This window comes from Shimia marina (assembly GCF_001458175.1).
GTDB classification, from domain to species: domain Bacteria; phylum Pseudomonadota; class Alphaproteobacteria; order Rhodobacterales; family Rhodobacteraceae; genus Shimia; species Shimia marina.
The window spans coordinates 42,365-54,126 of record NZ_CYPW01000027.1 but is presented as its reverse complement, the minus strand read 5'-3'; the positions used below and the strand labels follow the sequence as shown (position 1 = coordinate 54,126).

Below are 11,762 nucleotides of genomic sequence, written 5' to 3'. Positions count from 1 at the left end.
GGGCGAAGGCTTTGAAGAAAGCTGCCTTTACGCTACCGAATATGACCGCCGCTATCGCCCACAGACCGCAGACAGCCCGTGGTCAAGCTGGCAGCATGGAGACGACTGACATGACCACCACCATGCCCCCCGGCATCCTCATTTCCGCCCCCTCCTCCGGCACCGGCAAAACCACCGTGATGCTGGGCCTTTTGCGCGCGCTGGCCGAAGATGACCTCAACGTGCAGCCCTTCAAATCCGGCCCGGACTACATCGACCCGGCGTTCCACCACGCAGCCGCGCGCCGCCCGGCTTTCAATCTGGACACATGGGCCATGCCTCCCGCACTAGCTGGCGGTATTTCCGAACAGGCTCAAGGCGCAGATATCATCGTCGCCGAAGGCTCCATGGGGCTGTTTGACGGCGTGGCCACACGCGGCGAAAATGGCTTTGGCAGCTCTGCGGAAACCGCGCTGATGATGGGCTGGCCGATTGTATTGGTGATCGACGTGGGCGGTCAGGCGCAATCCGCGGCCGCCACCGCGCTTGGCTTCCAAACCTACAACCCGGATTTGCCCTTTGCCGGGGTGATCCTCAACCGCTGCGCCTCCCCGCGTCATGAGCGCCTCGCACGGCTTGGCATGGATCAAGCGGGCATCAATGTGCTGGGCGTGCTGCCCCGTCGTGGAGACCTCGCCCTGCCAGAGCGCCACCTCGGCCTCATTCAGGCAATTGAACATCCCGATCTGGAAGAGGCCATCACAGGCTATGCCGCCTTCCTGCGCGAGCATGTGGACCTCGCCGCCATCAAAGCGGCCGCCAAGGCTGGCCCCGTGCGCACAGGACAGCTGCCCAAGCCCCCGGCCCAGCGCATCGCTCTGGCGCGCGACGCGGCCTTCAGCTTCACCTACCCGCACCTGCTGACCGGCTGGCGCAACGCGGGTGCGGAAATCCTGCCCTTCTCCCCGTTGGCCGATGAGGCCCCTGATGCCAGCGCCGATCTGGTCTGGCTGCCCGGCGGCTATCCCGAGCTGCACGCAGGCACGCTTGCCGCCAACAAAACCTACCTTGCGGGCCTGCGCAAACACGCCGAAACCAAACCAGTACATGGCGAATGCGGCGGCTACATGGCGCTGGGTCAGGCCCTGATTGACAAAGAGGGCAACCGCCACGAAATGGCGGGCCTTCTTGGGCTTGTGACCTCTTATGAGAAACGCAAGTTCCACCTCGGCTACCGCCAAGCGACTTTGCAGGCCCCGATGCTGGGCTTTGACACCGGCGCCCGCCTGCGTGGCCATGAATTCCACTATTCCACCATTCTGGAAGAACCGGATGCCCCGCTCGCCCAAGTGGGCGACGCAGACGGCAACCCCGTGCCCGAAACCGGCTCGATCAAGGGCCACACCACCGGCACCTTCTTCCACCTGATTTCAGAGGCCTCCGCATGACCGGCTTTGTCAGTTTCGTAAGCTCCGGCCCGGGGGATCCCGAGCTGCTCACCCTGAAGGCTGTTGATCGCCTCTCAAAAGCAGAGGCCGTACTGTTTGATGATCTTTCCGCAGGCCCCATTCTGGAACACGCCAACAAGGAGGCAGATCTTGTTGGCGTCGGCAAACGCGCAGGCCGCCCCTCGCCCAAACAACACCATGTCAGCCAGCTTTTGGTGGATTACGCCCAATCCGGCGCCCATGTGGTGCGCCTCAAATCCGGCGACAGCGGTATTTTTGGCCGTCTGGAAGAAGAGATGACCGCGCTCAAAGAGGCGGGCATTGATTTTGAAATTATCCCCGGCGTGACCTCGGCCAGCGCCGCCGCCGCCGCGGCTGGTATCCCCCTGACCCGCCGCCTTGTGGCCCGCCGCGTGCAATTTGTCACCGGCCACGATGTTGCAGGCGCCCTACCCGGCGATCTGAACCTTCAGGCGCTCGCAGACCCCGGCGCCACCACGGTGCTGTTCATGCCCAAACGCACCTTCCCGGAACTGGCCGAAAAGCTCTTTGCCACCGGCCTGCGCCGCGACTGCCCTGCGCTTCTGGCCGAAAGCGTATCCCATCCAGAACAAACACTCACCCGCACCACAATGGAAGAGCTCGCCAAACAGCTGGCGGAAGAGATTTCCTCTGCACCGGGCATCATCCTCTTCGGCGAACTGGCAGCCCCCAAATGACCACGCTGTCTCTTGTTGGCATTGGCTCGGGCAACCCCGATCACCTCACGCGACAGGCGCTCAAAACGCTGGAGGCGGCAGATGTCATCCTGCTGCCCCGCAAAGGCGGCGAGAAAACCGAACTCGCCGATCTGCGCCGCATGATCGCTGCAGAGCTTCTGACCACCGCGCCTAAGATTGTCGAATTTGACTACCCGCTGCGCGACGCAGACACGCCCAAATATCTTGACGGGGTGAACACCTGGCACGATGCGCTGGCCGCAATCTGGCAGGATCTCATCACCACCCATGTACCGCAGGGGGGCCATGTGGCGCTGATGGTCTGGGGCGATCCGTCGCTCTATGACAGCACGCTACGTATCGCAGATCGCCTGATTGCGCGCGGTATCCCGCTGACTGTGAATGTGGTGCCCGGCATCACCTCGCTGCAGATGCTCACCGCCGCACACGCCATTCCTCTCAACACTTTGGGCGATCCGGTTCAGATCACCACGGGGCGCAAGCTGCGCGAAGACGGCTGGCCCGAAGGGATTTCGACCGTGGCTGTGATGCTGGATGGCAACTGCTCTTTCCAGCATCTCGTTCCTGAAGATCTGCACATCTGGTGGGGCGGCTATGTGGGGATGGATCAGCAAATCCTGATCGAAGGCCCGCTGGCAGAGGTCTGCGCCAAAATCATCAAGGCCCGCGCAGATGCACGGGCCTCGATTGGTTGGATTATGGACATCTATCTGCTGCGCAAATCCACTTAGATTGTCGCCTCAAACAGCGCTGTGAGGTTCGCCTCAGTCAGTTCCACCGGGTTGCCGCCGCAGCTCGGATCAATCAGCGCGCCTTTGACCAGCTCAGGGATGGCATCCGCTTTCACGCCAAGGTCAGACAGCTTGCGCGGAATGGCAAAGCTGTCGTTGAACCCCTGCACAAAGGCGCGGAAGCCCTCAAAGCCACCTTCAATACCCAAGTACCCCGCCGCCAGATCAAAGCGAGCGGCAATCTCTGGCGCATTCAGTTCAAGCACCGCCGGCATGCAGACCGCATTGGTGGTGCCGTGGTGGGTGTTGAACATCGCGCCCACCGGATGGCTCATGGCATGAATGGCGCCAAGGCCTTTCTGGAAGGCCGTCGCCCCCATCATGGCCGCGCTCATCATATGTGCACGCGCTTCGAGATCTTTGCCATCGGCATAGGCGCGCGGCAGGTTCTCAATCACCAGCTTCATACCTTCCAGCGCAATGCCCTGGCTCATCGGATGATAATGCGGGCTGGAATAAGCCTCCACGCAATGAGCAAAGGCATCAAGCCCGGTACCCGCCGTGATGAACTGTGGCATGCCAACGGTCAGCTCCGGATCACAGATCACGATGGCGGGCAGCACCTTGGGGTGGAAGATGATCTTCTTTTCATGGCTCACAGAATTGGTGATCACACTGGCGCGCCCCACCTCAGAGCCGGTCCCGGCTGTGGTCGGCACAGCGATGATCGGCGCAATCCCGTCAGGATCGGCACGGGTCCACCAGTCGCCAATGTCCTCAAAATCCCAGACCGGACGGGTCTGGCCAGACATAAAGGCCACCATCTTGCCCAGATCCAGTCCGGAGCCGCCGCCAAAGGCGATCACCCCGTCATGCCCACCTGCGCGGTAGACCTCAAGACCGGCCTCAAGGTTCTTCTCATTGGGGTTCGGATCCACATCAGAGAACATGGCGCGTCCCAGGCCCGCTGCTTCCAGCAAGTCCAGAGTGGCCGTGGTGATCGGCAGATCCGCCAGACCTTTGTCGGTCACCAGCAAGGGCTTTTTCATGCCGGTGGCCGCGCAGGCCTCGGCCAGCTCCTTGATGCGCCCGGCGCCAAATTTCACTGCGGTCGGATAAGACCAGTTGCCAACAAGTGTCATGATGTCACCTTCTTCAGATGGTAGGATTTCGGGCGCGTCAGGTTCTGGAACCCGATCACGGACAGGCCGCCCCCACGCCCGGTGTTTTTACAGCCGGTCCAGCACAGACCCGGATCCAGATAATCCGCCCGGTTCATAAACACCGTGCCGGTCTCAATCTCATTGCCCACACGCTCCGCGCGCGCCACATCCGTGGTCCAGAGGCTCGCCGTCAGGCCAAATTCACTGTCATTCATCAGCGCAATGGCTTCCTCATCAGAAGAGACCTTCATGATGCCCACAACAGGGCCAAAGCTCTCATCCCGCATCACACGCATCTCATGGGTGACATCCGTCAGAATCTGCGGTGTCAGATACGCGCCGCCATCATCTTCCGCAAAAGTCTCGATATGCGCCGTTGCACCCGCTTCAAGCGCCTCTGCGATCTGCGCGCGCACCTCATTGGCAAAACGCACATTGGCCATAGGTCCGATGGTTGTGGCCTCTTCCATTGGATTGCCCAGCTTGTAGCCTTTCACAACCTCCACAGCCTTAGCAACAAAGGCATCATAAAGGCTCTCATGCACATAGATGCGCTCAATCCCACAGCAGCATTGACCAGAGTTGAACATCGCCCCGTCAATCAGCGTGTCCACCGCCGCATCCAGATCCGCATCTTCCATCACATAGCCCGGATCTTTGCCGCCAAGCTCGGTGCCCACGCCGGTAAACGTGCCAGCTGCGGCACGTTCCATCGCCTGACCACCGCCCACAGACCCCGTGAAATTGACAAAGTCAAAAGCATTGCCCGCGATCAGATCATTGGTCACATCATGGCTCAGGAACACATTCTGGAACACATCTTCCGGTACGCCTGCGCTGTGGAAGGCCTGGGCCATGCGCTCGCCCACCAACAGGGTCTGCGTCGCGTGTTTCAGCATAACAGTATTGCCCGCAATCAGCGCAGGCGCCACCGTATTGATCGCCGTCATGTAGGGATAGTTCCAAGGTGCGACCACAAACACAACACCATGTGGGATCCGTTTGATATAGCGTTTGAATGTGGCGTCTTCGCCCACCTCAATGTCGGCAAGGCTCTCGGCTGCAATGCCCGCCATATGGCTTGCCCGCTCATTAAAACCGCCAAATTCGCCACCATAGCGCACGGGCCGTCCCATCATCTGGGCAATCTCTGGCACGATCTCATCATTCATCGCACCCACAGCGGCCACACCGGCCATCACCAGATCAATACGCTCCTGCAAGGGGCGCGCGGCCCAGGCTTTCTGCGCCACTTTTGCACGCGCAGCTGCCTCAAAGGCCGCCTCTGCGCTCAACACAGGGCGTTCTGCAAAAACCGATCCATCAATCGGTGAAATACATGTCAACATGCCAGCCATGGCACACCTCCAGTTCCAAAGAGCGTCACGCTCCTTCATTTGGCCAAAAATATCCCGGGGAGTATGAGGGGCTGGCCCCTCATGCCCACCAGATCAAGCGCGCTCAAACCCGCGCGCAATTTCCCAATCGGTCACAACCGCTTCAAAGGCTTCCTGCTCCCATTCTGCCATGCGCACGTAATGGTCAACCACTTCACTGCCCATCGCCGCGCGCAACATGTCAGAGCGCCGCAGCGCCTCGGTTGCATCACGCAGATTGGTCGGGATGACATTGCTCCCACCCTCATAGGCATCGCCTGTCAAAGGCGCGCCGGGATCAAGTTTCTCCTCAATCCCTTTGATGCCTGCCGCCAACATGGCCGCAATCGCCAGATAGGGGTTCATATCCGCACCCGGCACCCGGCATTCCACGCGCACAGCCTTGCTGCCATCGCCGCACAAACGGAACGCGGCGGTGCGGTTGTCCACAGACCAGACCTTTGCAGTTGGTGCAAAGCTGCCTTTTTGGAACCGCTTATAGCTATTCACATAGGGTGCGAGGAACACAGTGATGTCATCTGCGTATTTCAGCAGACCACCCAGATAATGCCGCGCCAGATCGGACATGCCCAGATCCTTCTCTGCATCATAAAAAGCCGGCACGCCCTCTTTGGTCCAAAGCGACTGATGCACATGGCTGGCGCTGCCCACCTTATCATGCCGCCACTTGGGCAAGAAGGAGACCGCATGACCCTTCTGCCAGCCAATCTCCTTGGCCGCATGTTTTGAAATCGTGTGGTTTTCTGCCGCGTCCATCGCGCTGCCATAGCGGATGTTAAGCTCTTCCTGCCCGGTTTCTGCCTCCCCCTTGGAGCCTTCCACCGGGATGCCAGAGGCATAAAGATCATTGCGCAATGTGCGCATCACATCCTCTTCCTTAGTGGTCTGCAGGATATGGTAATCTTCGTTATAGGCACTGATCGGTGTGAGATCGCGGTAGCCGGTCTTAGCCAGTTCCTCAAAACTCTGCTCGAAGATGAAGAATTCCAGCTCCGTTGCAGAAACCGCTTCAAATCCCATCTCTGCCAGACGCGCGATCTGTTTTTTCAGCATCGCACGCGGGGAATGCGCGATGTCGTGATGGCCATGATGATCCATCACATCACAAAGCACCAGCGCCGTGCCCTCCAGCCACGCCGCCCGGCGCAGTGTGCAGAGATCAGGCTTCATCAGGTAATCCCCATAGCCTGCCGACCAGCTGGTCGAAGCATAGCCCTCTACCGTGTGCATCTCCAGATCCGTCGCCAGAAGATAGTTACAGCAATGGGTCTCTTCCCAAGCACTGTCGACAAAATGTTGCGCCACAAAACGTTTGCCCATCAGACGGCCCTGCATGTCCACAATACAGGCCAGAACGGTGTCGATCTCTCCGCTCGCGCTCAAGCCGCGCAGCTCTTCCAGGGTCAGGGTGCCAGACATCAGACGCACTTTCCTTTTGGTTCCCGTGTTTCAGGGATCACAGTTTTTGGGATTGCAGAGGCCCCATCATCTGACGGGGCCTCATCGTTCTTCGCACAGAGCTGATCTTAACCGTAGCGGTAGGGACGACCGGCGGCCTGCATATCTGCGTTATACTTGCGGAAGATCTCCACAACTTTTGCCTTGGTCGGGCTTTCCGCTGCGATTTCATCCCAGAACTTCACAGCAGCGGTTTCCACCTGTGCCCATTCGTCATCAGGGATGGAGGTCAGCTGCATTTTGGTGCCGTTGACACGCAGATTGGCTTCGCCACCCCAGTACCACCACTGACGATAGTAGTGCGACTGATCGGTGCAAACGCGGAACAGAGTCTGCAGGTCTTCTGGCAACTCATTCCAGCGGTCCATATTGGCAAAGAAGCTGCCAGCCCATGCGCCAGAAATGTTGTTGGTCAGGAAGTAGTTGGTCACATCTGCCCAGCCCACGGTGTAGTCTTCGGTGATGCCCGACCAGGCCACACCGTCCAGCTCACCAGTCTGCATCGCAACTTCGATGTCTTCCCATGGCAGGGTCACAGGCACCACGCCAAACTGGCTCAGGAAGCGGCCAGCCGTTGGGAAGGTGAAGATACGCTTGCCTTTCAGATCCGCGAGAGAGTTGATCGGATCTTTGGTGGCAAAGTGGCAAGGGTCCCATGCGCCGGCACTGATGTGCTTCACGCCCACTTTGGAATACTCTTCATCCCAGATTTCGTTCAGGCCATATTGGTTGAACAGCACCGGCACATCGAGGCTGTAGCGAGAGGCAAATGGGAAGTAGCCGCCAAACACGGTCACTTCGGTCGGCGAAGCCATGGAGTCATCATCAGACTGCACCGCATCAATCGTGCCGCGCTGCATTGCGCGGAACAGTTCACCGGTCGGCACCAGCTGATCCGCGTAGAAAAGCTCAATCTGCATGCGGTCACCCGCAATCTTGTTGAACATTTCAATCGCCGGATCAATCACATGCGCGGCCAGAGCAGACCCCGCATAGGTCTGCATGCGCCATTTGATTGTGCCGGATGCCAGCGCCGGTGCCGCCAGAGGTGCGGCCATGGCGCCAACGCCAGCGGTTTGAAGAAACTTACGTCTTGTTGTCATCTCTTACTCTCCTTGTTGAATCTGGCCCCGTTTGCGGCGCTCTGTTGATTTCTTATTTTCCGTAAACATAATCCGGCAGCCACAGCGCGATCTGAGGGAAGATCATGACCAGCGTCAGCGCCAGAACCATGACCGCCACAAAGGGCACAATGCTGCGGTAAATGTCTTTAAGGGTCACTTCCTTGGGGGCCATGGCCCGCATCAGGAAGAGGTTATAGCCAAAGGGCGGCGTCATATAAGCGATCTGTGTGGTGATCGTATAGAGCACGCCATACCAGATCAGATCAAAGCCCAACACTTTCACAAGCGGCACATAGAGCGGTGCCACAATCACCAGCATCGCGGTGTCATCCAGAAAGGTGCCCATGATGATAAAGCTCAGCTGCATCAGGATGAGGATCATCCAGGGATCCAGGCCCAGCTGTTCCGTGAACAGGCTGTCGATCGCCTTCACCGCGCCCAGACCATCAAACACCGCGCCAAACCCAAGCGCGGCCAGAATGATCCACATGAACATGCAGGATATGCCCAAAGTCGAGCGCACGGAGTTTTCAAAGACTTCGCGGGTCATACGCCCCTTCAGAACAGCTGCAACAAAAGCCGTGATGGCGCCAATGGCGGAGCTTTCCACAAGCGAGGTCCACCCATTCACAAAGGGCACCATCATGGTGGCAAAGATCACCAGAGGCAGCAGGCCCGCGCGCAAGAGCTTCATCTTTTCGGCGCGGGAAATGTCCCGATCTGCCTGCGGCAGCGCCGGGCCCAGCTCGGGCTGCAGACGACAGCGGATCACCACATATAGAATGAACATCGCCGCCATCATCAGGCCCGGAAACACTCCGGCCAGCCACAGCTGCCCCACCGGCTGGCGCGCGATCATGGCGTAGAGAACGAGCACAACAGACGGGGGCACCAGAATGCCAAGACTGGATCCGGCCTGAATGACGCCCGTCACCATCCGTTTGTCATAGCCCCGCTTGAGCAGCTCCGGGAGCGCAATGGTGGCACCAATGGCCATGCCCGCCACGCTGAGACCGTTCATCGCCGACACAAGAACCATCAACAGGATGGTCCCGATCGCAAGACCGCCTCGCACAGGCCCCATCCAGACGTGAAACATCTTATAAAGGTCGTCGGCAATTTTGCTTTCGCTCAGCACATAACCCATGAAGATGAACATCGGCAGCGTCAGAAGCGGATACCACTTCATCAACTTCATCGCCGCAGAGAAACCGATATCCGATCCCCCTGTGCCCCAAAGCAGCACCGCTGCCAGAACCCCCACAAATCCAATTGCGCCAAAAACCCGCTGCCCGGTCATGAGCATCAGCATCATGGTCGAGAACATCAGAATGGCGATCATTTCGTAAGACATCAGTAGTCCACCCCACGAATGCGCGCGATGTCTTTGAGCAGTTCAGAAACCGACTGTAAGAACATCAGAATAAAGCCAAAAAGCATGATGATTTTGATCGGCCACAGCACCGGGCGCCACGCTGTCGGGCTGCGTTCGATATAGCCAATCACTTCACTTGCCGCCTCACGACCACCTGTCACAAAAGCGGCAATCAACTCCCAGTAAAAGCCATAGGGCTCCACCCCAAAGTGACCAAGCGCATAGGCACTGGACCCAACAGCCCCATGGATCAGGATCGCAATGTAAAACATCAGAAGGAACACTGTGATCGCATCCACAATGGCGCGCTGGCGCAATGTCCATTCCCCGTAAAACAGATCCATGCGGACATTGGAGCCCATCTGCATCGAATATGGGCCACCCAGAATGTAATAGGCAACCATCGCAAACTGCGCCATTTCCAACGTCCACAAGGACGGCGTCAGAAACGTCTTTGAAAAGGAGGACCAGAGCAAAATCGCCATCATGGCGAAGATGCCATACATCATGAAGCGGCCGATGCGGCGGTTAAAGCCGTCTACCCCTCGAATGAAGAGCTTCACAAACCCCGGCATCACTGCGCTCCCCGCTGTGCATTTTCAGCAGCAAGCGACGCCAGCCCTGCCCGCAACGCATCCGCGATGGTATCCGCCATCTTGGCAATCGCTTCTGGTTCTCTCAGCAGGTCATTGCGTACCTCAAGCATCACATTGGGCGTTTTACTCGGCAAAGCATATGTTTTGAGAGAGTGTGTCACCCCATGCTCGGGCCCATAAGGCTCGTTGCGTTGCACATTGAACTCCGCCCCTTTCATCGCCGTCAGCATGGCGTCCGCAAGGCGGGTATCGCGATCATGCAAAATGCCAATCTCAACAGCGCGCGGTTTTCCGTGAAACACAGGTGTAAAGGAATGGACGGTGACCAAAGCCTTGGGATGCACCATCGCCATCGCCTGTTCTGTCGCGGCGCGAAACGGCTTATAAATCTGCTCGACACGCGCCGTCCGCGCAGCGGTATCCAAGCCTTCGTTCCCCGGGATCTCGAAAATCTCGCTGCGTGTCGGAATGGCGCTTTCTGCTTCCGGAGGGCGATTACAGTCATAGAGCAACCGGGACACAGCACCGGCGACATAGGTCGCCTCAAAGCGGCGTGCCAATTCCTTGGTAAGGGCTAAGGCACCCGGATCCCAAGCAACATGGCTGGTCTTTGCATCGTCAGACAGCCCCAAATCCCCAAACTCATCGGGAAAATGGTTTGATGCGTGCTCACACACAAACATCACATCGCGGGGCGCAACACTCCCCACAACCTCTACCGCCTCATGGTCTTCCAGTGTCATTTGACGCCCCCTTTGATGAACAAACTTCTTCAGGAGGTATCCGCCTGTCAATAATTATTCTGAAATAATCTCTTCTTTTTTTTTACGCATGAAACTATGATTACAAAAATCGCTTAGGGAATGGGCAGTTCATTGGCAGACACCGCGCAGGAAAAGATCAAGAGAGTATATGAAAGCCTGACCCGGGCTGAGCGTCAGCTGGCAGGTGTGATTCTGGAGAACTACCCGATGTCGGGCATGGGCTCGATCACACGCCTCGCGGACAAAGCATCTGTCTCTACCCCAACCGTGGCGCGTATGGTACAAAAGCTTGGCTACAGCGGGTTTCCTGATTTTCAAGACGCACTGCGCATAGAGGTGGAGGCACGTTTCTCCAATCCGATTGCCAAACACGAAAGCTGGGCACAAAGCGCACCTGAGGGGCATATCCTCAACCGCTTCACGGACTCCGTCATCAGCAATATCCGGCAGACCCTCGCCAACGTTGACCCCAAACAGTTTGACGACCTGACGGGGATGTTGGCAGATGAAAGTCAGGCGCTTTACATCACGGGCGGTCGCATCACCCATGCACTGAGCGAGTATCTGCATTTACATATGCAGGTGATCCGCGCCCGCGTGCGCCACATCCGCTCGACGTCCAATGCCTGGCCCCATGATCTTCTGGACATCCGGCCAGATGACGTTGTGCTGATATATGATATCCGGCGCTATGAAAATTCGACGCTCCGTTTGGCGGAGATCGCCAAAGCACAGGGTGCGAAAATCGCTCTGATCACAGATCAATGGCAAAGCCCGATTAGCCAATATGCGGATGTATCCCTGAACTGCAGAATCGAAGCCCCCTCGGCTTGGGATTCCACCGTGGCTATGATGCTGCTGTCCGAAACGCTGATCGCTGCGGTGCAAGAAGCCAGTTGGGATCGCACCAAATCCCGCATGAGCACGTTAGAAGACATGTTTGATCAAACAAAGATCTTCCGCAAATTCGTGTAACACCGAAAATTG

11 protein-coding genes and 1 pseudogene are annotated in these 11,762 nt (G+C 58.0%); 5 read left to right on the top strand and 7 right to left on the bottom strand.

Translation table 11 applies throughout. The features are described from left to right. The 4 genes and pseudogenes from SHM7688_RS20075 to cobF form a co-directional block, all read left to right on the top strand. Nucleotides 1-109, top strand: a pseudogene (locus SHM7688_RS20075) (precorrin-4 C(11)-methyltransferase); the annotation flags it as partial. Nucleotide 110: 1 nt separating this feature from the next. Next, nucleotides 111-1,427 carry a cobyrinic acid a,c-diamide synthase CobB gene (locus SHM7688_RS12940; protein ID WP_058240921.1) on the top strand — a complete coding sequence of 439 codons (1,317 nt, stop codon included), beginning with the start codon at nucleotides 111-113 and terminating at the stop codon, nucleotides 1,425-1,427. Further along, the gene (cobA, locus tag SHM7688_RS12935) at nucleotides 1,424-2,146 is read left to right on the top strand and encodes a uroporphyrinogen-III C-methyltransferase (RefSeq protein ID WP_058240369.1); all 723 of its coding nucleotides are present in this window, start codon (nucleotides 1,424-1,426) and stop codon (nucleotides 2,144-2,146) included. The genes SHM7688_RS12940 and cobA overlap by 4 nt, the downstream gene beginning before the upstream one ends. Then, nucleotides 2,143-2,898 carry a precorrin-6A synthase (deacetylating) gene (gene cobF / locus SHM7688_RS12930; RefSeq protein ID WP_058240368.1) on the top strand — a complete coding sequence of 252 codons (756 nt, stop codon included), beginning with the start codon at nucleotides 2,143-2,145 and terminating at the stop codon, nucleotides 2,896-2,898. Before cobA ends, cobF begins: the two co-directional genes overlap by 4 nt. On the opposite strand, the gene SHM7688_RS12925 is transcribed toward cobF, so the two are convergent. From SHM7688_RS12925 to SHM7688_RS12895, 7 genes are all read right to left on the bottom strand, one after another. After that, on the bottom strand, nucleotides 2,895-4,040 hold the full coding sequence (locus SHM7688_RS12925; protein ID WP_058240367.1) for an iron-containing alcohol dehydrogenase: 1,146 nt from the start codon (nucleotides 4,038-4,040) through the stop codon (nucleotides 2,895-2,897). The two genes, cobF and SHM7688_RS12925, sit on opposite strands and share 4 nt — an antisense overlap. Continuing rightward, on the bottom strand, nucleotides 4,037-5,419 hold the full coding sequence (locus tag SHM7688_RS12920) for an aldehyde dehydrogenase family protein (RefSeq protein WP_058240366.1): 1,383 nt from the start codon (nucleotides 5,417-5,419) through the stop codon (nucleotides 4,037-4,039). The genes SHM7688_RS12925 and SHM7688_RS12920 overlap by 4 nt, the downstream gene beginning before the upstream one ends. Before the next feature lie 93 nt (nucleotides 5,420-5,512). Further along, entirely contained in the window at nucleotides 5,513-6,877 is a 1,365-nt protein-coding gene (locus SHM7688_RS12915; RefSeq protein ID WP_058240365.1) for a glutamine synthetase family protein, read from the bottom strand. Nucleotides 6,878-6,984: 107 nt separating this feature from the next. Then, nucleotides 6,985-8,019: a TRAP transporter substrate-binding protein gene (locus tag SHM7688_RS12910; protein ID WP_058240364.1), complete on the bottom strand. Its 1,035-nt coding sequence runs from the start codon at nucleotides 8,017-8,019 to the stop codon at nucleotides 6,985-6,987. A gap of 52 nt (nucleotides 8,020-8,071) precedes the next feature. Next, nucleotides 8,072-9,394 carry a TRAP transporter large permease gene (locus SHM7688_RS12905; RefSeq protein WP_058240363.1) on the bottom strand — a complete coding sequence of 441 codons (1,323 nt, stop codon included), beginning with the start codon at nucleotides 9,392-9,394 and terminating at the stop codon, nucleotides 8,072-8,074. Further along, complete coding sequence (locus SHM7688_RS12900) at nucleotides 9,394-9,990, bottom strand: TRAP transporter small permease subunit (RefSeq protein WP_058240362.1); 597 nt, start codon at nucleotides 9,988-9,990, stop codon at nucleotides 9,394-9,396. The genes SHM7688_RS12905 and SHM7688_RS12900 overlap by 1 nt, the downstream gene beginning before the upstream one ends. Next, nucleotides 9,990-10,754, bottom strand: a complete 765-nt coding sequence (locus SHM7688_RS12895) for an N-formylglutamate amidohydrolase (protein ID WP_058240361.1) — start codon at nucleotides 10,752-10,754, stop codon at nucleotides 9,990-9,992. Before SHM7688_RS12895 ends, SHM7688_RS12900 begins: the two co-directional genes overlap by 1 nt. Nucleotides 10,755-10,874: 120 nt before the next feature. Between SHM7688_RS12895 and SHM7688_RS12890 the strand changes: the two genes are divergently transcribed. Beyond that, a complete protein-coding gene (locus SHM7688_RS12890; protein ID WP_058240360.1) occupies nucleotides 10,875-11,750 on the top strand; it encodes a MurR/RpiR family transcriptional regulator in 876 nt (291 codons plus the stop codon). Nucleotides 11,751-11,762 lie beyond the last annotated feature (12 nt).

What these genes read in the sequence shown, in the direction of transcription:
- SHM7688_RS12940 (WP_058240921.1), top strand. Translation starts at nt 111, where the DNA reads ATGACCACCACCATGCCCCCCGGCATCCTCATTTCCGCCCCCTCCTCC.
- cobA (WP_058240369.1), top strand. Translation starts at nt 1,424, where the DNA reads ATGACCGGCTTTGTCAGTTTCGTAAGCTCCGGCCCGGGGGATCCCGAG.
- cobF (WP_058240368.1), top strand. Translation starts at nt 2,143, where the DNA reads ATGACCACGCTGTCTCTTGTTGGCATTGGCTCGGGCAACCCCGATCAC.
- SHM7688_RS12925 (WP_058240367.1), bottom strand. Translation starts at nt 4,040, where the DNA reads ATGACACTTGTTGGCAACTGGTCTTATCCGACCGCAGTGAAATTTGGC.
- SHM7688_RS12920 (WP_058240366.1), bottom strand. Translation starts at nt 5,419, where the DNA reads ATGGCTGGCATGTTGACATGTATTTCACCGATTGATGGATCGGTTTTT.
- SHM7688_RS12915 (WP_058240365.1), bottom strand. Translation starts at nt 6,877, where the DNA reads ATGTCTGGCACCCTGACCCTGGAAGAGCTGCGCGGCTTGAGCGCGAGC.
- SHM7688_RS12910 (WP_058240364.1), bottom strand. Translation starts at nt 8,019, where the DNA reads ATGACAACAAGACGTAAGTTTCTTCAAACCGCTGGCGTTGGCGCCATG.
- SHM7688_RS12905 (WP_058240363.1), bottom strand. Translation starts at nt 9,394, where the DNA reads ATGTCTTACGAAATGATCGCCATTCTGATGTTCTCGACCATGATGCTG.
- SHM7688_RS12900 (WP_058240362.1), bottom strand. Translation starts at nt 9,990, where the DNA reads ATGCCGGGGTTTGTGAAGCTCTTCATTCGAGGGGTAGACGGCTTTAAC.
- SHM7688_RS12895 (WP_058240361.1), bottom strand. Translation starts at nt 10,754, where the DNA reads ATGACACTGGAAGACCATGAGGCGGTAGAGGTTGTGGGGAGTGTTGCG.
- SHM7688_RS12890 (WP_058240360.1), top strand. Translation starts at nt 10,875, where the DNA reads ATGGGCAGTTCATTGGCAGACACCGCGCAGGAAAAGATCAAGAGAGTA.